Origin of the sequence: Citrobacter sp. H12-3-2, from assembly GCF_009649895.1 — a bacterium.
In the GTDB taxonomy this organism is placed as follows: Bacteria; Pseudomonadota; Gammaproteobacteria; order Enterobacterales; family Enterobacteriaceae; genus Citrobacter; species Citrobacter portucalensis.
On record NZ_CP045837.1, the window covers coordinates 654,882 to 677,950 of the forward strand.

At 46.4% G+C, this 23,069-nt stretch carries 16 protein-coding genes and 3 pseudogenes; 9 read left to right on the top strand and 10 right to left on the bottom strand.

Going from position 1 to position 23,069, the window contains the following annotated elements:
- Positions 1 to 17: 17 nt before the first annotated feature.
- The 4 genes from GHC22_RS03160 to GHC22_RS03175 are packed head-to-tail and all read right to left on the bottom strand — an operon-like array spanning position 18 to position 4,941.
- The gene (locus GHC22_RS03160; protein ID WP_049121188.1) at positions 18 to 659 is read right to left on the bottom strand and encodes an OmpA family protein; all 642 of its coding nucleotides are present in this window, start codon (positions 657 to 659) and stop codon (positions 18 to 20) included.
- A gap of 11 nt (positions 660 to 670) precedes the next feature.
- Positions 671 to 2,569, bottom strand: a complete 1,899-nt coding sequence (locus GHC22_RS03165; RefSeq protein WP_153752186.1) for a hypothetical protein — start codon at positions 2,567 to 2,569, stop codon at positions 671 to 673.
- Positions 2,570 to 2,619: 50 nt separating this feature from the next.
- A complete protein-coding gene (locus GHC22_RS03170; protein ID WP_153752188.1) occupies positions 2,620 to 3,891 on the bottom strand; it encodes a hypothetical protein in 1,272 nt (423 codons plus the stop codon).
- An 18-nt stretch (positions 3,892 to 3,909) separates the two neighbouring features.
- On the bottom strand, positions 3,910 to 4,941 hold the full coding sequence (locus tag GHC22_RS03175; RefSeq protein ID WP_227675402.1) for an ATP-binding protein: 1,032 nt from the start codon (positions 4,939 to 4,941) through the stop codon (positions 3,910 to 3,912).
- Positions 4,942 to 5,197: 256 nt separating this feature from the next.
- Here GHC22_RS03175 and GHC22_RS03180 point away from each other — a divergent pair.
- The 5 genes and pseudogenes from GHC22_RS03180 to GHC22_RS03200 form a co-directional block, all read left to right on the top strand.
- Positions 5,198 to 5,446 (top strand): annotated as a pseudogene (locus tag GHC22_RS03180) (transposase); the annotation flags it as partial.
- A gap of 64 nt (positions 5,447 to 5,510) precedes the next feature.
- Positions 5,511 to 6,662 carry an IS30-like element IS30H family transposase gene (locus tag GHC22_RS24790; RefSeq protein WP_039025592.1) on the top strand — a complete coding sequence of 384 codons (1,152 nt, stop codon included), beginning with the start codon at positions 5,511 to 5,513 and terminating at the stop codon, positions 6,660 to 6,662.
- Between the two features lie 12 nt (positions 6,663 to 6,674).
- A pseudogene (locus GHC22_RS24795) lies at positions 6,675 to 7,567 on the top strand (IS3 family transposase); the annotation flags it as partial.
- Positions 7,568 to 7,582: 15 nt separating this feature from the next.
- A pseudogene (locus GHC22_RS03195) lies at positions 7,583 to 7,735 on the top strand (integrase); the annotation flags it as partial.
- A 4-nt stretch (positions 7,736 to 7,739) separates the two neighbouring features.
- Positions 7,740 to 8,354, top strand: a complete 615-nt coding sequence (locus GHC22_RS03200; RefSeq protein ID WP_182945211.1) for a Fic family protein — start codon at positions 7,740 to 7,742, stop codon at positions 8,352 to 8,354.
- On the opposite strand, the gene GHC22_RS03205 is transcribed toward GHC22_RS03200, so the two are convergent.
- Positions 8,351 to 8,497 carry a hypothetical protein gene (locus GHC22_RS03205; RefSeq protein WP_153752190.1) on the bottom strand — a complete coding sequence of 49 codons (147 nt, stop codon included), beginning with the start codon at positions 8,495 to 8,497 and terminating at the stop codon, positions 8,351 to 8,353. The two genes, GHC22_RS03200 and GHC22_RS03205, sit on opposite strands and share 4 nt — an antisense overlap.
- A 213-nt stretch (positions 8,498 to 8,710) precedes the next feature.
- Here GHC22_RS03205 and GHC22_RS03210 point away from each other — a divergent pair, with 213 nt between their 5' ends.
- The 4 genes from GHC22_RS03210 (at position 8,711) to GHC22_RS03225 (ending at position 12,178) form a co-directional block, all read left to right on the top strand.
- A complete protein-coding gene (locus GHC22_RS03210) occupies positions 8,711 to 9,439 on the top strand; it encodes a hypothetical protein (RefSeq protein WP_227675403.1) in 729 nt (242 codons plus the stop codon).
- Between the two features lie 213 nt (positions 9,440 to 9,652).
- A complete protein-coding gene (locus GHC22_RS03215) occupies positions 9,653 to 9,889 on the top strand; it encodes an AlpA family transcriptional regulator (protein ID WP_153752194.1) in 237 nt (78 codons plus the stop codon).
- A gap of 113 nt (positions 9,890 to 10,002) precedes the next feature.
- Positions 10,003 to 11,427 carry a YfjI family protein gene (locus GHC22_RS03220; RefSeq protein WP_153752196.1) on the top strand — a complete coding sequence of 475 codons (1,425 nt, stop codon included), beginning with the start codon at positions 10,003 to 10,005 and terminating at the stop codon, positions 11,425 to 11,427.
- A 124-nt stretch (positions 11,428 to 11,551) separates the two neighbouring features.
- On the top strand, positions 11,552 to 12,178 hold the full coding sequence (locus tag GHC22_RS03225; protein ID WP_153752197.1) for an inovirus Gp2 family protein: 627 nt from the start codon (positions 11,552 to 11,554) through the stop codon (positions 12,176 to 12,178).
- Positions 12,179 to 12,355: 177 nt separating this feature from the next.
- Here GHC22_RS03225 and GHC22_RS03230 read toward each other — a convergent pair whose 3' ends face one another.
- From GHC22_RS03230 to GHC22_RS03250, 5 genes are all read right to left on the bottom strand, one after another.
- Positions 12,356 to 14,545, bottom strand: coding sequence for a DEAD/DEAH box helicase (locus GHC22_RS03230; protein WP_153752199.1), 2,190 nt, complete (start codon positions 14,543 to 14,545; stop codon positions 12,356 to 12,358).
- Positions 14,542 to 16,158: an anti-bacteriophage protein AbpA gene (abpA, locus tag GHC22_RS03235; RefSeq protein WP_153752201.1), complete on the bottom strand. Its 1,617-nt coding sequence runs from the start codon at positions 16,156 to 16,158 to the stop codon at positions 14,542 to 14,544. Before abpA ends, GHC22_RS03230 begins: the two co-directional genes overlap by 4 nt.
- A gap of 319 nt (positions 16,159 to 16,477) precedes the next feature.
- Positions 16,478 to 18,403 carry a DUF262 domain-containing protein gene (locus GHC22_RS03240; RefSeq protein ID WP_153752203.1) on the bottom strand — a complete coding sequence of 642 codons (1,926 nt, stop codon included), beginning with the start codon at positions 18,401 to 18,403 and terminating at the stop codon, positions 16,478 to 16,480.
- Complete coding sequence (locus GHC22_RS03245; protein ID WP_153752205.1) at positions 18,390 to 19,730, bottom strand: DUF262 domain-containing protein; 1,341 nt, start codon at positions 19,728 to 19,730, stop codon at positions 18,390 to 18,392. Before GHC22_RS03245 ends, GHC22_RS03240 begins: the two co-directional genes overlap by 14 nt.
- A 189-nt stretch (positions 19,731 to 19,919) precedes the next feature.
- Positions 19,920 to 23,036, bottom strand: a complete 3,117-nt coding sequence (locus GHC22_RS03250) for an HsdR family type I site-specific deoxyribonuclease (RefSeq protein WP_153752207.1) — start codon at positions 23,034 to 23,036, stop codon at positions 19,920 to 19,922.
- Positions 23,037 to 23,069 lie beyond the last annotated feature (33 nt).

A 23,069-nucleotide genomic window follows, 5' to 3' on the forward strand; every position in this document is an offset into this window, starting at 1 on the left:
TATCACGCTAGGTAATACTACTTTTCTGGCAACACGAACCGAACTTCAATGCGACGCTGACGAGCATCTTCCGGTGCAACACCGGGAATAGGCTGCGAGTCACCATATCCGGCAACAATCACTCGGCGTGCAAAAGCCTGAGCAAGATCGCCAACTATAAATTTACGCGCCTCTCTTGCACGCGCTGCCGATAAGGTAAAATTATCGTCATAGACAGTGCAGAAACTTTCAAAGTTAGTCACCGGACGGGTAACTGGAAGATTATCCGTATACCCTTCAATATAAACTTGTCCGCTTCTAAATTCGGTAAGAAATCTGACGACCTGCGTTTCAATCGTCGCCAATGCCTGGCTTGCCTGAGATGCAATGCAGGCGCTGCCGCGATTGAAAACTCCATCACGCAACGTAATTTTTTGCGAGTTGACATCCAGCGCAACTAAGCCTTCATTTGCCGTTCCATCAAGTGTGGTTTTAATACTTCCCAACATTTCCCCTACCCGGGCTCGCTGGGCATTGACTCCCTGTTCCATTTCCTGCTTATGCTTAATATCTGACCATGTTTTCTGTAGTACAGACATCACCAGCAGTAACATAACTACAGCCATTACTCCCGACATCAGGTCGGAGATCGAGACCCACTCATTAGGTTTATCTTTCATGAGTGAGCACCTCAGACTGCATCATTAACGATGTTCATGGTCGATAACGTTTGGTCGATATGTTGTAATGTATTGGCAAGTGGCGTCAGGCTTTTTTCAATTTGCTGAACCAGGTGGTTCCGTTCTGGCGGTGACAGCATTTTACGAATCCCTCCCAGCTCTTCCAGAGAACGGATCAATCTGTCATCGAGCGAAGAAAGTGCAGCAGAGGCATCAGTATTACTCAGCATTTCATCACGTAATGATTCAATGCTGTGCACCAGTTTACCGACACCTGCAGTGACCCTGTCCATTCCCGGCTGAAGAGGGCTCTCTTTCTGCATGAGCTGGAGTTGATTCACCAGCGTTTCAATCGCATCTGCATTTCTTTCACCTGATGTCGTCATCTCCGCATAACGGTTGTTCAGGCTGGCTACTTGCCGATTGCTGCTGGATACCGCTGTTAGTCCGTTAACTATTTGCTCACGCAAATCATCAACCAGTTTTGTCATAGCGATCACTTTTTCATTTAAAGTTTCACTGGTGATCATAAATTCACGCTGCGCATCACGCTGAGTTTTCATCGATTGATCGATGGAAATTCGAACTTCACTCATTGTGGTGCCAACGTTTTGAGAAAGGTCGGTAACTGCACTGGAAATGCCATCTGTTGCATTTGCCATACTGGTGGATATCGATTCCATATTCTGGCTAAAACTTTCGCCCATTTGGGAGATGGTGGAACCAAGATCGGTTTTAACCGTACCTAACATATCGGTAATGCCTGTACGGAAATCACCGATAACCTGTTGCAAATCACCGGCGGAATCCCCCATTTCTTGTGCTGCCGATGACATTTTTTCGGCTGAATGTTGAATGGCAGACAGGTTACTACTGTTGGTATTAATGAAGTGCTGTAACGATTCTCGGGTCGTCGTTAACTCTGTTATCTGTTGTTGCCCTTGCACAGACTGATCTTTGGTACCCTTAACGATATTGTTTTGAATTTCATGCAAGAGGTCTTGCAGTTTTACCAATTGCTCATTTTGGTTAATACGCTGTTGTTCAGCGTTATCACCCTGACCGGCGATCCTCATATATATCGCGGCTACCTCGGCATGGTGTGAATGGTTAACTTGCCGGGAATTTTCGCTTTCCTCGTGAATACTGTTGCATACGTGCTGCAATCCATCGATATGTTGCTGCTGAGTACTACGGGATATATCTGTCAATTGTTCCAGATATGTTTCCTGTATTTTGCGTTGTTGTGCGGCAGCATGGCCCTGCTCAATCAGGGGCTGTAAAAACGACTCCATACCTGAAGAGAACTTGCTCAGCAACTGCCGTGTGGCTTCGCTTTCCACCTGCATTCTGTCGTTCAAACCCTGTAATGCTGCCAGATACTGTAACTGGGTCTCTTTATGTTCAGCGCGCTTTTGCTCTCGTGACTGGTCGAACACTTGCTTCATCTGCTGTGCGCACCAGCGTAAACGCTTCTCGTCATATCCTAACCCAGCAGCACAGGCTTTAAGGATCAGATACGCCATGATCCCCCATGTCGACGTTTTAAATTTCGTCCCCAGCCCTTCCATCATCCCCATCAGATTCGACATGGCGTTATCCATGCCTGCGGAGTTAGCATCAATCAAAATATCCGATGCTTTATTAAGGGCAATTCCCAGACCGAGGAAAGTGCCTAGCAACCCTAAAATTAACAAAATGCCCGGCATGATATCGGCCATTTTTTCTGCTGGACTGGCAACTGCTGCGCTGATTTCGTTGACTGAACCATGATCAACATCGAGATGGTCTGCCCCATTATTCAGTGCATCACCTTGCCATTTTCTGTCCCAAAAGCGCTGATTTGCCTGCCAGAGCAATAAACCAATCGTCAGTAAAACCAAAAAAAGCATTGTGCCGCCAAACAGCATCTGAATGACGTCGAATTCCGGCAATATAAAGGCAAAAAATTCATGAAACGTCATGCTGCCACCTCGACAAGCTTGCTTGCACGTGCGCGGCTGGCTTTTTCAAAGATATTGGCAAAATCGATAATTAAGCTTTGTTGCTCGGTATTAAGTTCTTCCCAACGCTTACCAAACTGAGCACACTCAATAATAATCATCCCAATCGTGCTGCTGTCTTCCATCAAATATTCTTGGTCAGCAAATTCTTCAGGCTCTTTTTCTAGCATTTGCAGAAATCCTTCTGCTGCAAAAACATAATTACGCATTTCATTGGTTCGTTTGCGTTTTGTTTCCATCTCAGCCTGTTGCACTGGTAAACGAGCTTCCAGGTCGTTGAGCATTGGTACTTCATCTTCCTGAAGATCACCAAGGCGCTGGCCAATCTGTAGACGTCGCAGAAGTACTTGTTCTTTCGACAGACCGTCATTCAGCGATTTCCATTCATTTTCCATATCCTGCAGGTTATACCCCCAGGCCATTATCATTTCTTCGAACACGAAGGGGATAAGTTTCTTGCCAAAACGCGCCATCACAACACGATCCAGGCGTTGCGTTGCCTCATCGCTCAACTGAGGGTTAGGTTTTAGCAATTCGTTGCCAGTTTCAATAAGAAACAGGTCGTCATCGGTTATCGTATCAATGTCCTGCGCACGCGTAAGATGCTGCTCAGTATCTTTCAGTAACTTCTGCGAAGCGCGTAACCGCAGATAATGTTCGAAATCGTTGATCTGAATGTTATCCAGGACGTCCTTAATACGCGTTGAGAGTTGGGCATATAAGGTAATCAGGCTCGCCAGATCAACAGCACTCGCTGCTTCCCCGCGCATCTGGTTACGCGCTTCGCGTAAAGCTTGCTCATGCTCACTGGCCTCATCCATTTCTTCAGGTGTAAGAAACAAATCTTTAAGTTGTTTGGCTTTATTAATTGCCCACTCAATGGCCTTGCCAATACGTTTCGCCAGATCACTCTTATCCCATTCGACCAACAGCCCCAACGCTTTATCCAGCGCTTTCAAAGCGCCACCCACCCACGGGAATTGTGGCAACATCTTTTCAGCTAATTTTGCTGCGTTTTGCACGATAGGGCGAATCACATTACTGATAAATGGCTTCACCTTTTCCCAGATGCTCTTTACACTTCCCACAAAGGTCTCAGCTTTCTCTGCCATCCAGGAAACGGTTTTAGCTGCGGTTTCTTTAATACCATTCCATACCCGGCTGGCAGTGCTTGCCAATCCACTTGCTACGCTGCTGCAAAAACTGCCGACACTTGACCAGAAACCCATAATCTTCTCCTGTTGTTTTTATTGGATACCTAATAATTTTTTTGCTGTGTTGACTTCACTGGCTGTACGTCCCGAATGATTGGCTATCGCTTGGTGGGAGGCCAAAACTTGTTCTATCGCACTCCGTAAATGAGCGATGTTAAGTTGTGCAGTCTCTCCGGTGCGTTCTGCTTCCAGCAGCACTTTAGGCAGTGCCAGACGCATACAGGTACGGATCTCTCGTCCTGCCAGTCCTTCGGATAGTTCGCTTGCGGCGGTGAGAAGAGTTTCTCTTTCTTCTGCGAGTGGAATTTCAGCAACCACGAATTTGTTCCAGAGATGGTAACGGGCTGTAAGATCAGGAAGCGTAAATTCAACGTGATAGCCAATACGGCTGCGGAACGCCTCATCATAGTTACGTGCGAAATTAGTCGCGAAAACTACAATGCCGTCAAAACGCTCCAGCTCGATCAGTAACGTAGAGCGCATCGCATTAACTTCATTATCAACGCCTTGTGTGACAGAGGAGAGTCGTTTCCCCAGTAACGTGTCGGCTTCATCGAAAAAGAGCAGCGCTCCGGTTTCCTTAGCCTGCGCAAAAGCAGCCTGGATATTTTTAGCCGTTTCTCCCATAAACTTGCTTTCCAGTTCTGCAATACCAAGAGCAATAAAGGGCATTCGTAACTGTCCAGCCAGTGCCTCGGCGCAAAGCGTTTTCCCGGTGCCGGGAGGGCCATAAAAATTTAGTATCGCCGTCGACCCCATAGGATCAACGACTGAAAAATTCCATTCCTGGTAGATCGTTGTATGAAAACGCAGACGAGCCATGCATTCATCAAGAGAGGAGCGGGTGGTCTGGGATAAGATGACATCTTTATCGAGAGTAAATCTCGGGTCTGTCGGTATATTTTTTTTTCCATTTTCGTCGTCATCTTGTGGAGATAACGGCTGTCTAAACGGTGCTGAATTGTTACTGTGCGCTGACATAAGATCTTCATTCATAGAGAGATGTTTAAGTTCCGTTAAACCAGGGCTGTCTTGTCCCTGAAAAATTATCATATTGATAATCATGTGAAATATAACTTTAGGTGTTATCGGCCTGTGGCTTGGTCACTTGAGTAAAAAAATTTCGGAAAGTGTACTACCGCAGTCAGTGCACAGTCAGCGCTGCTTGTTGCGTTCTGCTGCTAACGAGTAGTTGGCTGTGAAAGTCATCCTTCAGTGGCGTTATTTTTTGAACATATGAGTGCATGAAATCGTCAACTGAATCGCCACAGGTTTAACAGACACCTCAGAGTCATTTAAGATGACTTAAAGAGAGGTGCCCATGAGCGGTAAGCGTTATCCCGAAGAGTTTAAAATTGAAGCGGTAAAACAGGTTGTTGATCGCGGCCATTCTGTTTCCAGCGTGGCAACACGTCTCGGTATCACCACCCATAGTCTTTATGCCTGGATAAAGGCATATGGCCCGGATTCCTCAACCAATAGAGTCCAGTCAGACGCTCAGGCCGAGATCCGACGCCTCCAGAAAGAGCTGAAGCGGGTTACCGACGAACGGGACATATTAAAAAAAGCCGCTGTAGATTCAATTGGTCAACGCAACAGTCATGTGAAAACATGTAGTTGCGGAGGATTGTTGGATGAGACGGACATTTACAGCAAAGGAAAAAACATCTGTTTTTGAACTGTGGAAGAACGGAAAAGGCTTCAGTGAGATAGCTAATATCCTGGGTTCGAAACCAGGAACCATCTTCACGATGTTAAGAGATACTGGCGGCATAAAACCCAATGAGCGCAAGCGAGCTGTTGCTCACCTGACGCTGTCTGAGCGCGAGGAAATACGAGCCGGTCTGTCAGCTAAAATGAGCATTCGAGCCATCGCTACAATGCTGAATCGTAGCCCTTCGACAATCTCACGTGAAGTCCAGCGTAATCGTGGCAGGCGCTATTACAAAGCCGTTGATGCGAATAACCGGGCCAACAGGATGGCTAAAAGACCAAAACCGTGCTTACTGGATCAGAATATGCCGTTGCGAGAGCTTGTTCTGGAAAAGCTTGAGATGAAGTGGTCCCCAGAGCAAATATCAGGATGGTTAAGGCGAGCGAAACCGCGTCAAAAAACACTACGAATATCACCTGAGACAATTTATAAGACGCTTTACTTTCGTAGTCGTGAAGCGCTACACCACCTGAACGTACAGCATCTGCGCCGATCGCACAGCCTCCGTCATGGCAGGCGCCATACTCGCAAAGGTGAAAGAGGCACTATCAACATAGTGAACGGAACGCCAATCCACGAACGTTCCCGGCATATCGATAACAGACGCTCTCTGGGACACTGGGAAGGCGATTTAGTCTCGGGTACAAAAAACTCTCATATAGCCACACTTGTAGACCGAAAATCACGTTATACGATCATCCTGAGACTCAGGGGCAAAGACGCTTTATCAGTGAATCAGGCTCTTACAGATAAATTCCTGAGCCTACCACCTGAACTCCGGCGATCACTGACATGGGACAGAGGAATGGAGCTGGCCAGACATCTGGAATTTACTGACAGCACAGGAGTTAAAGTTTACTTCTGCGATCCTCAGAGCCCCTGGCAGCGGGGAACAAACGAGAACACTAATGGGCTAATCCGACAGTACTTTCCCAAAAAGACATGCCTTGCCCAATATACTCAGCATGAGCTGGATCAGGTTGCAGCTCAGCTAAACAACAGACCGAGAAAGACACTGAAGTTCAAAACACCTAAAGAGATAATTGAAAGGGGTGTTGCGTTGACAGATTGAATCTACAGCGGCGTACTTCGCAAAGCTGTCCGACTGAGGTACGCCTTTATCCGTGACAACACCCATTGCTGGCCTGTCCGACTGCTTTGTCGGGTGCTGGATGTGCATCCGAGTGGTTTTTACGCCTGGCTTCAGCAGCCGGATTCACGGCGGCATCATGCTGACCTGAGGCTGACGGGGCTGATAAAGCAGTTCTGGCTGGAGTCGGGTTGCGTTTATGGTTATCGCAAGATCCACCTCGACCTGCGGGATACCGGACAACAGTGCGGAGTTAACCGTGTCTGGCGACTGATGAAGCGTGCCGGGATAAGGGCTCAGGTCGGGTACCGTAGCCCACGGGCACGTAAGGGTGAAACCAGCATCGTACGCCCAACAGGCTCCAGCGGCAGTTCAACCCGGAAGCACCGGATGAGCGTTGGGTAACGGACATCACCTACATCCGGACTGACGAAGGCTGGCTGTATCTGGCTGTGGTTGTTGACCTGTTCTCGCGCAAAGTTATTGGCTGGTCAATGCAGCCCCGGATGACAAAGGATATTGTCCTGAATGCACTTCTGATGGCCGTGTGGCGACGTAATCCTCAAAAGCAGATGCTGGTTCATTCTGATCAAGGCAGTCAGTACACAAGCTATGAGTAGCAGTCGTTCCTGAAATCACACGGGCTGGAGGGCAGTATGAGCCGTCGCGGTAACTGTCATGACAACGCAGTCGCAGAAAGTTTTTTCCAGCTACTGAAACGTGAACGGATAAAGAAAAAGATCTACGGAACGCGAGAAGAAGCTCGCGGTGATATTTTTGATTACATCGAAATGTTTTATAACAGTAAGCGTCGGCATGGTTCGAGTGATCATATGCCACCAACTGAATACGAAAACCAATATTATCAGCGGCTCGGAAGTGTCTAGATTATCTGTGGCGATTCACACGCTTTAAATGACGTCAGCTCGAAACACTATGACCGCTATGATTATCTGACTGAAAAGCGCAGGGCGCTTGAGATCTGGGAAGATCGGGTTAATAACTATCAACGGCAGCAGGAAAACAACGTTGTTAACTTGTTTGGGCGGAGGTAAAAGCTTGTCAAAATATGAGCTTAATTCAGCGGAAGAACGGTATCAGCCGGGCTCTGGGGACTTGGTGCTGGCTAATAAGCTGGGAATCATTGATGAACAGGAAATGGATACGCTGGAGTCTGGCTTGCTGCTGATGCTGTATGAGCATCTATTTATTGAGAGCCAGCCGCCTGAGGCGCTGGTTTTTGAGCACATCAGCAGGTGGCATCGCCAATGGCTGGGGAATGTGTACGACTGGGCGGGGAGGCTGCGTAATGCCAACCTAACTAAGGATGGCTTTCAGTTTGCGGCTGCCGACAGGATTCCGCTGCTGCTTGATGGCTTCGAGAAGCAGTTTCTTTCTCGGTCTGGTGAACTCAAATCCCTGGCTCGTCTGGAGCTGGTAAGTTATCTGGCTGAATGCCATGTGGAGTTTATTTTGATCCACCCCTTCAGAGAAGGTAACGGGCGTCTGTCGCGGCTACTTTGCGATGTGCTGTCGGTTCTGGCAGGGAAGGGCTTACTTGATTACAGCCTGTGGGATGAGCACAAGGCGTTTTACTTCAAGGCAATACAGGCGGGTGTCTCAGGGAACTACAGCCCTATGATGCAACTGGTGAGCGACATCTTGCCAGATTAACGGGCGAGGCCAACGGCTTTTGCCTGTGCCTGATTGCGTTTAAGCTGCTGCTCAATTTTTTGCACAGGAGCACCGGTTTCTATTGCGGTTGAGCTGGCAACGGCGCGATAGATTTGGGCTTTTGTCACAGGTGTTTTCTTCATGATGCTGTGTTCTCTTAAGTTAATCTGGAAATTTTAGAGGGTAACGGGGCTGCTTGCAAGGCATAGACTGAATGCCACTTTTCAGTTATATAAATCAATATATAAAGCACATATAGCGCAAGCAGCGAAGCTCCACACAGGACGACAAGTCGAATGACATTAAAGCGGCCCGATTTTCACCCTTTGTCAATGGCATCTGAAAAGTGCCATATCATGTCTGAAAATTTACTGAATGATTGGCTTGATCATAAAGTTCCACTCTACATTCGGTTGGATGCTTTGCCATGCCTGATCGTCAGGCACCTTGGTGGAGATCAATTTCTTCTTAAAGATTGGGAGAGGAAAATTAAATCAGGCATGGATTATTATCAGCATGAAAAAATGCCAGAGTTTAAAATAAGGCTGTTTTACCCGGAGAAAAATGCAGAAATTGAATCTCGACTTCTGGAAGGTTACTTGGGGATATGTCGTTATACCTACAATGGGCATGCACATGGTTACTGGCGGGTAAAGGCTACGCCAGTGACTCGTTTTGCGGAAGACCATTACGTGCTAACGGATATGGATACTTTCAGAGAAAATAATAATATTGCAGGTGCGATTACGGTATATGGTAAAGATGATTGGGATTATTTGAGATTTCCAAGTGAAGTTTTTCGAAATAAATCAGAATTGTTTTTTGATGCAAATGAATTGTCACCACAAAGTGTAGAAAGCATGCCCTGCGTGAAAAAAGAAAAACAAACCCGCATTTCTAGGCCAGAAAGAATAGCCCTGTATGTCATGCTGAAAGAGCATTATCTTGATGGTAATGGTGAGGTTAATTTTTCAAAAATGGCGGAGATGCTTACTGTGGCATCCAAAAAATATGGATTCAGTGACTCATTCAGTGATGACACTATCGCTAAGTGGATAAAACGCATTGAGAATGAAAATCAATAGACCCTCTCCCGCTGGTAATAAATCGTCATAATGGCGCTTCGTCCACTTTAAAGATGGAAAAATCATCAATGAGTGGACACGCCAGTTGAATCGAGAAACACAGCAACCGCATTAAGCCCCGCAATAAGCGCTAACACCTTAATAAGGTGTCCGCTGCTGTCATTCAGTTACCCACTTGCGACATGCTGCATCCACTGAAACAAAGGAGGCAGTATGAGTACAACATTTATCACCCCCACCCCGGAAGAACGCCTGAAAATCCTGCGTGATTATGGTGAGCAAGGTGATCGTCTGGTGCGTGAACGAGAGCGCCAGCGTATCACGTCCATTTCCCGCTCTACAGCGTGGAAACTTGAACAGATTGGAAAGTTTCCGCTACGTAAGCCTATTGGCCTGAAATCCTGCGGATGGCTATTAAGTGATCTGCTCTATTGGATCAATGAACGTTAGTTTTAAGGGGGATCATTTTTTTGAGTGACCCGCACAAGTTGCTATTCCGCTATTAATAGCGGAATAGCAACTTGTGCGGGAATTTTTAACCTGAATTGTATTAGAGGTGTTATATGTTTAACGGTCGCCCTTTCCCTGTGCATGTGTTCCCGCAGATCATTAGAAATGCGGTATATGAAGTGGAGCAGCAGACCCAGGCTCCCCAAGCTTTGATTGCCGCATCGGTATTGGGAGTAATTTCGCTTGCCTGCCAGAACCGAATTGATGTGTGCAGATTGAATAATCTGCGCAGCCCTGTATCGCTTTTTTTACTGACACTGGCTGATTCTGGTGAGCGCAAAAGCACTGTGGACAAACTTCTGATGAAGCCAATGTATCAACTGGAAGAAGAATGGTTTAAAAAATATAAACACGATCTAGTTGTCTGGAGGAATGAAGAAACGGTTTTTAATATTGAAAAGAAAGCCCTTATGTCAAAATTGAAATCCGATATTCGCCGTAATAAAGATCACTCCACAACGAATGAACGGCTGAAAGTGCTACTGGCGGTGTCTCCAAAAGCACCGATCCGGTTAAGGCAGATATACAACGATGCCACACCTGCGGCGATAAAAGACTCTCTCTGTGGACGCTGGCGGTCCATCGGGCTTATGTCTGATGAAGCTGGCACCATTTTTAACGGCTACGCGCTGAATGAACTGCCGTTCATCAATAAAATGTGGGATGGCACAATGTTTTCCGTGGAAAGAAAAAGCGAGCCAGATAAATTAATCAAAGATGCCAGAATGACGCTGGGGTTGATGATTCAGCCTGATGTGTTTAAAAAAGGGTATCTGGAACGAAAAGGCGATGCCGCGAAAGGGATCGGATTCTTCGCCCGATGTTTGATATGTCAACCGGGTTCAACACAGGGCAACAGGCAAATTACCAGTCCGGTTGTCTCAAATGAGCATCTGCCGGTATTTCATCAACGGCTGATAGACATTGTTAATGAGAGCATTTCGAGAAATGAGGAAAATGAGCGTCAGTGTCTGCGTTTCTCTCCCGAAGCAGAAAAAAACTGGCTCGAATTTTATAACAAAGTCGAGTCAGAAATGAGGCTGCTTGGCTACCTGTCTGATTTTAAGGATTATGCTTCTAAAATGGCGGAGAATATGGCGAGGCTTGCTGCCTTACTACATTATTTCAGCGGTGATGAGGGCGATATATCTATTGCCGCTGTAAAAGCCGCAGTGGATATAATGGCCTGGTATGTTGAAGAATACATCCTCTTGTTCTCCAAAAAAGAAAAGTTTTCTTTAGATGTTGCGGAAACAGATGAGCTTTACAGCTGGATAAAAAACTATTGTATTCGTTATTGTAAGCCTTTCATCACGAAAAACACCATCCTCCAATATGGCCCTAATAAATTCAGGAATCGTAGTAAAGCAAATGAATTGCTGAGTGCTTTGTTCTCTCAAAATAAAATCCTTGTAGGGAAGAGGGGGAAAACTACATTAATAGCTCTCGCTGGTTTGAACCCCGCAACTTCATTCTAAGTAAATGTTTTAATTCAGGAGTAAAAATGAACCATGAGCCCACCTCAGTTAAGGGTTTATTATCATGATAGGTAATATATATTAAATCCATCACTTACTTCAATATCATAAAACAGGATGCTATATGACATACGATAGTGAATACGGATCACACGTATCCCTATATCGGGATAGAATAAAACAGGTTATTGATGACTCCCTCAACGAACATCCTAACTCAATGATTCTTCGTGTTGATCTGCATGACCCAATTGATACAGAAAATATGGATAATCCATTCTTTCAACCTAGGGTTGACTCTGGTGCTATATCTCGCTTTACCAGTGCGTTAAAAGCAAAGCTTGAACACGATAAGCATATCAAAACTCAACGAAAAGACTGGCCTGAGAGTCGACATTCTACCTTACGTTACGCATGGGTCAGAGAATATACAAAAATTGGGAAGCGGCACTACCATTTGATACTGTGTTTCAATCAGGATGCTTATTATCATTTAGGTGATTACGACTTAAACCGTAACACGTTACGTACAATGATAACGACAGCTTGGTACAGTGCACTTGGCATCCCTATAGATAGCTCGGGGAAGTTAGTTAATTACCCGCCAAATGGCAAATACCTTCTCAATCGTAAAAGGGACAACTTTGAGCAGACCTATAGCGATTTGATGAATAGGGTGGATTACATGACCAAAGTAAGGACTAAAATAGTCGGTGACGGAGACCGTAATTTCGGCTGCAGTCGCGGGTAATTTATTTTTTACAACAATGGCCTTTCTTATGGCTGGAAAGGCCTGATTTGTTTGTATTAAGATATCGGTAATCTTTTGATGGTTGGAAGCCCGTCCTGGTAGACGACCTAGCCTACCGAAGATGTGAGTTATTCAAAAATGTCGCTTTCCCGCGTTCCGTAGACAAACGTACCTAAATCAATGTCGTCTAATACCGAGCGCGCGCCTGATAAACATCTGATCAACGTACCCAATCGATCTACTCCAAATGTCCTGAGTATCCCGAAGATACTGGCTCAACTCATCCACATCAGCCTCGTCGGAAAATTCCAGCAAGTCTACCAGTCGGTGTAACGTCTGAATGGGAATGCCAATCTCTTCTAAGGCATTGACACCTGGTGGTAGATGGAAACTTTCGAACGCCAATTTGACATGTGTGTAATCGACTTTGCTGCGCATACCTCGCTTCAAAGCGTGGTATTTAACTACATCCTCCATCAAGCTGAGCACTTTAGGTAACGTGTAACCGAAAGTATTGGTTATGAGCTTTAAATCATTGTTGAGGGCAATGGAAAGAGTGCGCTTCTCCCCTTCAGAAACCCACTGTCGTGCGTAATCGATCTGATTTTTCAGATATTCCGAATAACTTTCAGCACTTAAATAACCGGCAAGTTTGGCGATCATGACATCCGTGGGATTAACAGGGACCCCATTGCGACTGAACGTATGGGGAACCAGTCTGGCAATGATTTTTGCAAAGGTCTTGAGAAAGTTTGTCGCGGGGGTCCAGTGAAACACCAACGAGGAAAATTCGTTGTCGTCCATCATCTCGAACATACTTTGCAGCATTTCGAACTGCTCGACACGGAAGTACGAATGCTTCTTCACAAGGTCGATGGAAACACGGTCGTTTATGAAAACCTCATCAAAGCGATCCTGTGAAAACTCGGACAAGTGGTCTGGTTGAACGCTGGCTAAGAGGTTGATTGGAGTATCAATGTCCTGAATACCGAGCGGAATATCCACCTCTTGATTGAGGTTGTCTTCCGGGATTTCCTCTAGGCAAAATATTTTGCCTACGAAGTGAACGCCCATGCGCCCGGCGCGCCCTTTGATGTTCCCATGGGTGAATTTGTCAATGCTGCGAGTTCCATCGCGGTTGTCGTAGATTACGACGTTCTTAGCGATAGTGTTGACTCCTTCAATGATCGTGGAGGTGCAGAGTAAAAAGCGCAGTTTTCCAGCATTGAATTGGTCGGCGGTGTATTGCTGCAGTGCCCTCGGTAGCGCGCCAAAATGCAAGCCAATACCGTTTCTAAGTGCGACTGTGTAATCCCAGTCGGCATCGAACTCTTCTCTGACCCAGTCGACATGAGGACTCTCAGTCGGAGTGCCATGCCCAAGCCTGATCAGCTCGCGCGCCACCTGGCCCGCAACAGTTGGTGACTTGCAATAAATGATCGTTGCGTCGACGCATGCGTGCGCGATTTCCCCTAGCGCGTTGAGCTTGGCTTTGTCGTCATTCGCTTTGATGCCGAACGTCTTAACATCTAGCGCGACTGTATTGAAGTCGGTAGAAACGAAAGTATGCGGATACCCAAGTCTTTCGAGACCGCGAATGCTGTTAACGAACGGTCCAGTCAGGTAAAACTGCCTGGAGACCTTAAGCAGTTTGCTCAACGCAATGTTGAGCTCGATGACTCGTTCGTCTTGATGATCAATGTCCCCGCTTTTCAGTTGTCGGAACGCCAACTTGTAAAACTCGTCAATGACGAAGAGGTCAATGTTGACGATGTCGTCACGCTCGTTCACTCGCTCCTGAGTTAACACGTAAACAGCCTGATCGGAATGGCACACTTGGGAACTGTGGTGGATGATCTGATATCGGTCACCGAATCGCTCTTGCAGTCGGCGACGGGTTTCGTCGGCAAGAGCCACTGTCGGAACAACCAGAACAAGCCGTTTCAAGGTTCCCATGCCGAGCAATGAATCGACGATTGCGCTTTTGCCCATGCTTGTAGGTGCGCTCAGCACCACGTTTTGACCGGACTTAAGCAGATCAAATATGTGGAACTGCATTGAGTGGAAAACATAACCATTCGAGAATGGGGTCTGGTATAGCTCAAGCACCCTTAGGTCATCCGGTGTCAGGCCAGTGAACTCCTTTTTGAGATACGGGAACAAACCTGATTTTCTCACCATATTTTTCAAAATTGTGGTGTGCTCGGAAAATAGTTCGCGCGAATCGAGAGCTCGCACGATCAAGTCCCGTCCCAAGTCATACGAAACAGGATTAGACAACAGCTTGTTAACCGCAAACAGATAATTGAAAGATGAGAAGTCCTCACCCTGCAGGCTATGTTTCGCCTGTTCATAGACCTCTGTCATATAACCTCTCTCACCTTCTCATCAACCAATTGGGTTAACCGCTCAAGACTCGGGGCTGGATAAATGAATACGTGGATGCAAAGATTCGCAAACGGCGAATCCTCGATAAGGTCAGCCGCGAATTTTTCGAATAGCGCCGTCGTTTCCTTCTCCAGGTCACCCTCGAACCCCGGCGTTTCTGGCTCGGTAAGCAGATTCGAGTTGTAGCCCACGAACAGAACAAACGTGAAACGATCGAGGTGAGCATCGAAAGGTTGGCTGCCATCAAGAATTTCGTCAATATCGTGGCGAAGCAGGTAGTTATCGTCTTTAATGTCGAGGATCTTTCTGCGTGCTGTATCGATGCAATCCGAAATGTCCTCGTACAACTGATCCCGTATCTCCGGCAATCTGACGGCAATGTCAATATCAGTCACCAACTCGCTGAAGCCAATCCAAAGCTGATCACCTTCTGGATCGCGGCGAACGATATGCACGTTTTCAAGAATTTTTTCGGCCCCTGCTTTTTCCACGTATAGCATGCAAGGGATAGGCTGGCTTTCGTGGTGCTGCCGGATCGTTGCATGCAACAACACTCGCCCCAGGAATTCGCTGACGTCATGGAGCGACTTGAAGACGGAATTCTTTAGTCGTTCTCGCTTTTCAATGAATGTCAGTTTATGAATATCAGACATTTCTTTTGGTCGGAGAAAGACCTCATCCAACCATTGGCAGACGTTATCCGCGATGTGCTTGTAGCGGTATTTCTTAAGCGAGTACTGCTGATGTAGAACCTGGCCTTTACGCTTAGCGCAGACCGAAGCCATAGGCGCTCTAAATGGCGTAAGGATGTGGGGTAAGTCCCGTTTGACGTAGATTTTGCGGCCTGACCGAGATTGGTCATCTTCGACACGCTGCTTGAACCACTCAAGCAGGTCTGGTCGTAAGTAGGACTTGTCATCAGCACTGTGAATGCGTCGAGAATGCTCGCCCTTGCGCGTCACGGTATCAAGGATGCGGCACCAAATGTCTTCGGCGACAGTTTCGGAACTGAGAATGACCCCATGTAGATCTTGGGAGGCCAGCCGTATGTTCTTGATCCCCAGAAGTTCAAGTTCTCTCAGGGATGAAAACACTTCCCATTTAGCCGCATCGATCCAATCTGAAACGCTTATACCTGAGTCTGTTAAATAATTGTTCGTGCGCTTGTTGAGATCATTGATGAGTTCCTGTCTACCTAGCTTATCTAGTCGGGCGTTTGGGCTGATCGTCAAGTACTCAAGGGTTTTGTTGACCTTTTCCTCTGTGACGATGGAGTACCTACGTCCAAGGGCCGGGTCAGGCTCACACTGCATTGATTTGTGCAAAATTGAACTGCAGGGGATCGTCTTTTTATCAGCACCTTTTGAATTCTGAACGATGTCCGAAATGTTCCAACGTGCTTTGCCGGTGCTTTTTACCTGAACGAAGTCGATGTATCCATCAGATACAATGTCGATATCGTCTGTGACCTCGCAGCGAACACTGCGAATAGTCTTGTCACGAAGCATTCTGGTGACATGGTAAGCGGCTACGCAGTCCTGAAATAAGAAACCGTGCTTGGCGGCTACTCCGCCTGAATCGTTCGACTCCATTTAGACATCCGTGACAATTTTGCGAAAACTAGGAAGATGTTATGACACAGTCCAATCGGTTCACTGCATCATCACCAGTGATCTAAATACTTCACAACTATTCTCGGTCGCAGGTATCAAGCTTTTCAGGATTCCATAAATATTGGAATCCTGACGTCTAATTTGGTTGTATAACATACTGTTCCACCTCACGTAAGGTAGACACAGCCCTAATCAGGTTTTTGGTTTTCAAATCGTTCAGAGCTGAGACCGCCAACGGCACTATGGCACCGCCAGCGATTGTAATCACACTTGATATTATAAAACACAGTTGCACGCATTATTTCCTGGTTGGTAGGGTCATATCTCGATGCTCTTTGAGCAATGTCAGCATCGCGTATTCATGGCTTGCTATGTTTTTAAAGCCTTGTCCCTCCGGCCCCCACTCCTCATAGCTCATCATGATTGCTTGTTTTAAGCTCTCTGCTCGCTCTGTTTCGACGTAGAATTTTTTCTTGTCTGCCGGCGAATAATTACTAAGTCTCGAGTTGCTGCTTGGTGAGATCAGGCAGAGGTTACCGAAACGATGGACATCATCCCCCATTTGGTTTGCGCCAGAAGGATCGGTTTGAGGAAAGTAGTGTTCAACCGACGTTCGACTCGGTGAAAACTGGAAGCCGTCAAAATGCTTTTTAATCTCGGGATTATTAAGCCCTTTACCATCAAATGATTGGCCAGCATTAAGATCACGCCACAAACGATAATCGAGCAAATTGAACACAAAGTTCTGCACACCGGTACCGCGGTGCAGAGCCTCTGAATCGAATTGCTCCTTTTCACCACAAATCTCAGCCAAAAACTCATGGCTGAGTTGCTCAAGCTCTCTGAGGTAAGCCGCTCCGTCAACGTTCAGTTGATCCAAAGCCAGAGTATTCAAAATGGCCAGCGAGCGATTGAGCCATCGCTTGTAAACATAGGCAGGGTGGGAGACATGGAACATCGACAAGATCATCGCTAGTTGTTTGTTTACACCAGACAGTTCATCTTGATCGAAAGAGTTGTTGTAGCTGAAGCTCGAATTCCTGTCTCTGGCATAGTACTCAAGTGTCAGCAGGCTCCACTTCTCAGCCTGATCGCGCTTAATGATATAGCGGTCAAACAAGACTCTAAACTTCAGCAAGTTAAAAGCAAACTGGGTGATTTTTTTTCGGTCATTTTTTATGATTTCAAATGCCTGAAGTAGTTTTTTATCGTCCAATGACACGTCATTATCCACTGTCACTTTTAGCACATGCAGTAGGAAGTTGGAGAAATCGATAATCGAATCAAAACGCTGCTCTTTTGCTTTTTCATCGTTGTCATCAGTGTGATGAAAGCGTCGTCTTTCGATAATATCCCGTATAGTCAGCTTTTCGTCTGTATCACGATTAGTTTCTATCGCGCATTTTATCACCTCAAAACTCGCCGGGAATCCTAGCCACTGCTCACCAAATAATGCTTTGCGAGCCTCTGAGCTAAAGCCCAATTGCACATATCGATTCATGTCAGCGCAGGCATCCCATATGGCAGAAAAGCCGTTTCTTGCGGCAGTTTCACCGTTGTAAACTGACATCAATTTCGCTTTCAACACTTCGTGTTTTTCTAGCTGTTCACCTCGGTTATTCATGATCTCAAAGTAGTGGTTGAGATCAGTCTCTGTTGGCACCGGAACCCGCAAAATAGTGACGCGCTGGAGTAGATATCGGCAAAAGTTGTTGGTGTCTATGTTCTCTTTCTCAAAGTAGCGTTCAATAATAGTAAACGCCGCTCGGATTGAGGGTTCTTCAGGATCATTGCTCTGAGCCTGTTGAAACAGGTTATGTAGCGTTCGGGCTGATTTAGGACGGCTGTCAAAGTCGAGATTTAGGTGAAGCGGGGATAAATCTTGTTCGCTGCAGCAAGCAACTTTTTTTAAGTATGCGAGCAAAATCGACAGCGTTGTGTACCTTTGCTGCCCATCAATCGTTTCATAGACTATTACGCCTTGGTGTGCGCTATCAGCGCCATCTCGGACATATACCACCAAGCTGCCCAGATAGTATTTCGGGTCTTCCTGTTGCTCTGCATTTTTAAGGGCTTCAGCAGCATCGGCAATGTCCCGAATAAGCTGTTCAATCTCCTGCGCGCCCCAGGCGTAGTTACGCTGATAAATAGGGATAACATAATGGCTATCAGCGCTGAATAACTGTTCGATGGTCAGCAAGGCTAAATCGTTACTCAGTGGCATGTACTTCTCCCTGCATCTGAGCGATTGAATCTTCTACGGGTTTGGCATTTTGAAAACGAATGTTTATACAACGCGTTGGCTGAAAGCGTAGGAATTGTTGTGGGTGGATCGCTTTATCGAGCACTCTCAATAGTCCTCGGGGCTCACGCGCATAGCCATCAACACTGTCCATGCCGATTTTTTGATATTGCAAGCGCAAGTAGTAACTCCAACAAAAACAGATTGTTGCGGCTTGAATTAATTCTTTATCGCCAAACTTATCGTAATAGGCCATCACTGCACACATAAAGAGATTTTTAATATACATATCCCCTTTGCGTGAACTGCCAGCGTAGCGGGTATGTTTTTTTAAGAAATTGCCAAGCAGTGCGTTGTCACCTTCAAATAGGGTGTGATGCAGGGATTTGTAGTGCTGGATATACTCAAAAAAGCGCTTTCCGTTAATTATTAACTGATTAACCTGAAACGGATAAGTTTTTTTCTGCTTGTCCCACTTCCTGATAGGGTCGTTATTGTAGTGCTCAACTGCAAAATCCAGGGCGAGCAGAGACTGCAGATAGTGGTAATCAGAGGTGGAGAGGTTGACGCCTTTGAACACTTCAAGATTGTGGCGGCTGAACTGCACGCCATAATCGCCATCCAGCCATCGGCGCATGCGGAACAAATACTCGCCCATAATGAGGTGTAGATTAGCGGATTCATCATCCGGACTGACTCCTTGCTCCCACAGGCTAACGTGGTGTAGTCGTTCCGCTTGCTCTGTAGCATCCATCATTTCGCGCAAATGGTATGCCTTTAGTAAGTCATGGGGCGCGAGGGCCTTACCCCTGGCGTTTTGCGAGTCGAAAAACTGAAAGGCTTCGCTCAAATCATCGAGCGTCACTTCGATCAGTTCACACTTGTTACACACGAAGTGAAGTAGTGATTTGCGCTCGTTATCATTTAGTCCCACGAGGCGGTTCTCAATGACTTTGGCATTGTGCTCAAGGTTATTGATGCTAACCCTTGAAGCAAAAGATTGTTCCAACAGGGGCGTTGAAAACTCACCACTCTGATCGAGCACTGAGCAAAGCAAGGTTAAGGTCAGAAGGCGCTGCTGACCATCAACGATATCGAGCTCACCTTCATAAGCAGGTTTTAACTTATCCCGGTGCAACACCACAGTCCCAAGGCGGTAGCTCTGTTTATTTTGGTGGGTTAACACATCATCAATTAGTTGATTGACGTGTTTTTGTTTCCATTTGTAGGGGCGCTGGTATGACGGAATAGCGAGGCGCTGCTCTAGCAGCATCCCGATTTTTTTTACCTGATAGGATACAGTTCCCATGACTACAATGCCTGCTCAACAATCATAACTGTCAGTTGGGGTTGATTTTGCTGGCTGTTTTCCAGATGTATTTTTAGTTTATCGCAGAAGGTCATTAACTCATTTCCTTATTGTGATAGGTGGATCCATGTCCGAGGTGCTGTGCTCACAGACAGGTTATCAGTGCCAATATCCTTCAAACCCCCACGCTTAAATCTGCCCACCCACCCCTTTAAATTTCTCAATGAATGCGACGATTTTCTGGAACACTGACTGCTTTTTCGTTTTATATTGCGGGTTTAACGGGCTGAGTTTTGGTAACGTCTCGTTTAGCTCAGTACCATTATCGGTGGCATACTCTCGTTTCAGGGACGTACGGATATAGCGTTTGGCAGCCTCTTCATTCAGGTTTTCTTCTTTTATTAATGCGTCTGCCTCACGCTGCTGTTCACGCTGAGCAAAAGCGAAGAACGCATCAATAATCCCAGCCTTATCTGACAGTTCATCTAGGTTCGTCTGCTGAATAAAATCAATGACCAGCCCTTCTTTGGCTCGGTTGCCTAGGCTTGAGCGGATAAGACTTCTGACTTCTTCGGTCAACCCGTCTTTGCTCTTGTTCTGTTTGTTATGCTCGAATATCAGACCGAGGATATAGTCCAGGTTAATCTCCTGAGACTTCAACAAATCTACCTCAAACACCACATCATCCCAGTCGGTGGTTGAGTCATCCTTATCATTCGCTGCCTTTTCGCGGCGCTGCCAGTCGCGGATGTCATTGTAGGCTGAACGGTAGTCCTGAAGCTTGCGTTCGGCAGGAAGACGAATAGTCTGTAATTCAGCGAGCTTCTCATCATCGATATAATGCTCGGCCTTGAAGGCTTCGAGTGCCTCCGGGTTGCTGGTATCGACCTTCTGGAGCGCTTTTAACGTGGTAAATTCGTCATAGTTTTGCAGAATGTTTTCCGCTCTCAGATACTCACCAAACAGCTTAACGAAGGACTTTCTCTCTTTCTCGCTGTCAATATTCGCCGGGTCTGGGAACCGTTGCTCCAGCTCTGAGACTACAGTCATAAAACCACGTTTCGCTTCACCGGTGACGATATCGTTAAAGCCTTCCATGTACTCTGTGTAGCTCTTTTCCAGCACCACGTTTTTGGTATTCTTATCACCAAACAGCGTGATAGCATCAATCGTCGCGTGTTCCAGATTACGGAAGGTCACGATATTGCCGAAGGTTTTGGTGGCATCATAAATGCGGTTGGTGCGTGAGAATGCCTGCATCAAGCCGTGATAGCGCAGATTCTTATCCACAAACAGGGTATTCATAGTTGGAGCATCGAAGCCGGTTAAGAACATGCCCACGACAATTAACAGGTCAATATCCTGTTTCTTCACGCGCTGGGCTAAATCACGATAATAGTTCTGGAAGCCATTACTGTCGGTACTGAAATTGGTTTTGAAATGACGGTTATAGTCGTCAATGGCCGCATCAAGAAATTCTTTGGCGCTGCTGTTCATGGCACTGACATCGAAACTTTCATCGGTAATGTCACCGACCGCATTCTGTTCTTCATTCGCAGCGAATGAATAGATGGTCGCTACCCTAAGTGGTTTACGGGTGTCAGTATGATTTTCTGGCCCCTGCTGTAACTGCTTAAAGGCTTCATAATAGGCTTTGGCTGCATCCACACTGCTAACCGCAAACATGGCGTTGAACCCTTTTGCCCCCGGAAAAGTACGATGGGTTTTCTGACGGTAGTTAGCAAGAATATAGCGGGTAATTTCCTCAATACGGCGCGGATGTAGAAAAGCCTGATTGTTTTCAGCTGTCGTGAGTTTCTTGTCGTCGGTTTCGTTTTCAAGCGACTTAAACTGCGGGCGGACATCGTTATAATCCACCTTGAATTTCAGCACTTTCTCATCACGAATCGCATCGGTAATCACGTAAGAATGCAGTTCGCGGCCAAACACGCTGGCGGTGGTTTCAGCGCCCAATGCGTTTTGCGGGAAAATGGGCGTGCCGGTGAAACCAAACTGATAAAAGCGTTTGAATTTCTTTTTCAGGTTCTTCTGGGCCTCACCAAACTGGCTGCGGTGGCACTCATCGAAAATGAAGACGACCTGTTGCTGATAGACCGATAAGTCGGCTTCCGCTTTCATCAGGTTATTCAGCTTCTGAATTGTGGTGACGATAATTTTGTTATCGTCTTTATCCAGATTCCTTTTAAGGCCTGCAGTATTGTCAGAACCATTGACGCTGTCCGGGGAGAAGCGCTGATATTCCTTCATGGTCTGGAAATCGAGGTCTTTACGGTCGACAACAAAGAAGACTTTATCAATGAAGTCCAGTTCGGTCGCCAGACGTGCGGCTTTAAAGCTGGTCAGGGTTTTACCTGAGCCGGTGGTATGCCAGATAAAACCGCCGCTTTCTGGGGTTGACCAGTTTTTGGCTTTATAGGAGCTGTTAATTTTCCATAAAATTCGCTCGGTGGCGGCAATCTGATACGGGCGCATCACCAGCAGCGTCTGGTTGCTGTCAAACACGCTGTAGTCAAACAATACATTGAGCAGGGTATGCTTCTGGAAAAAAGTGGCAGTAAAGTCCTTTAGATCTTTAATCAGCGTGTTATCGGACTTCGCCCAGTTCATGGTGAAGTCGAAACTGTTCTTATCCCGTTTTGTGGTATTGGCAAAGTAGCGGGTATCGGTGCCGTTGGAAATGACAAACAGTTGCAGGTATTTAAACAGTGAGTTGTCACCGTTAAAGCTTTCCTTGCTGTAACGGTGTATCTGGTTAAAGGCTTCACGTATAGCTACGCCGCGTTTTTTCAGCTCGATTTGAACCAGTGGCAGACCATTGACCAGGATGGTGATATCATAACGGTTAGCATGTGAGCCGCTCTGTTCAAACTGCTGAATGACCTGCACTTTGTTGCGCATGAGGTTCTTTTTATCGATCAGGTAGATATTTTCCAGCCGCCCGTCATCGAAGGTGAAATCGCAGATATAGTCGATGTGGATCTTACGGGTCTTATCGAGGCTGCTATCACTCGGGCTGTCCAGGTAGTGCTCCGTGAAACGTCGCCACTCGTTTTCGTTAAACACCACACTATTGAGGCTCTGAAGCTGTTTCCGCACATTGACCAGCATCGCTGTCGGTGATTTAACGGAAAGAAATTCATAGCCCTGATTGCGAAGATCCTGAATCACTTCACGCTCTAAGTCTGACTCGCTCTGGTAGCTATCAACAGACTCCCAGGTTCTGGTGTATTTCTCGAGAACAATGAAGTTATTGGATTCAGCAATGGTGTGGGTTTTGTGAGTCATAGCGCATCCTGTGTGCCGGTTGGTAAAGGCCAG

Excerpts from the sequence above, each read along its gene's own strand:
- GHC22_RS03160 (WP_049121188.1), bottom strand. The coding sequence starts at position 659 with ATGAAAGATAAACCTAATGAGTGGGTCTCGATCTCCGACCTGATGTCG.
- GHC22_RS03165 (WP_153752186.1), bottom strand. The coding sequence starts at position 2,569 with ATGCTGTTTGGCGGCACAATGCTTTTTTTGGTTTTACTGACGATTGGT.
- GHC22_RS03170 (WP_153752188.1), bottom strand. The coding sequence starts at position 3,891 with ATGGGTTTCTGGTCAAGTGTCGGCAGTTTTTGCAGCAGCGTAGCAAGT.
- GHC22_RS03175 (WP_227675402.1), bottom strand. The coding sequence starts at position 4,941 with ATGATTATCAATATGATAATTTTTCAGGGACAAGACAGCCCTGGTTTA.
- GHC22_RS24790 (WP_039025592.1), top strand. The coding sequence starts at position 5,511 with ATGAGACGGACATTTACAGCAAAGGAAAAAACATCTGTTTTTGAACTG.
- GHC22_RS03205 (WP_153752190.1), bottom strand. The coding sequence starts at position 8,497 with ATGAAGAAAACACCTGTGACAAAAGCCCAAATCTATCGCGCCGTTGCC.
- GHC22_RS03210 (WP_227675403.1), top strand. The coding sequence starts at position 8,711 with ATGTCTGAAAATTTACTGAATGATTGGCTTGATCATAAAGTTCCACTC.
- GHC22_RS03215 (WP_153752194.1), top strand. The coding sequence starts at position 9,653 with ATGAGTACAACATTTATCACCCCCACCCCGGAAGAACGCCTGAAAATC.
- GHC22_RS03220 (WP_153752196.1), top strand. The coding sequence starts at position 10,003 with ATGTTTAACGGTCGCCCTTTCCCTGTGCATGTGTTCCCGCAGATCATT.
- GHC22_RS03225 (WP_153752197.1), top strand. The coding sequence starts at position 11,552 with ATGACATACGATAGTGAATACGGATCACACGTATCCCTATATCGGGAT.
- GHC22_RS03230 (WP_153752199.1), bottom strand. The coding sequence starts at position 14,545 with ATGACAGAGGTCTATGAACAGGCGAAACATAGCCTGCAGGGTGAGGAC.
- abpA (WP_153752201.1), bottom strand. The coding sequence starts at position 16,158 with ATGGAGTCGAACGATTCAGGCGGAGTAGCCGCCAAGCACGGTTTCTTA.
- GHC22_RS03240 (WP_153752203.1), bottom strand. The coding sequence starts at position 18,403 with ATGCCACTGAGTAACGATTTAGCCTTGCTGACCATCGAACAGTTATTC.
- GHC22_RS03245 (WP_153752205.1), bottom strand. The coding sequence starts at position 19,730 with ATGGGAACTGTATCCTATCAGGTAAAAAAAATCGGGATGCTGCTAGAG.
- GHC22_RS03250 (WP_153752207.1), bottom strand. The coding sequence starts at position 23,036 with ATGACTCACAAAACCCACACCATTGCTGAATCCAATAACTTCATTGTT.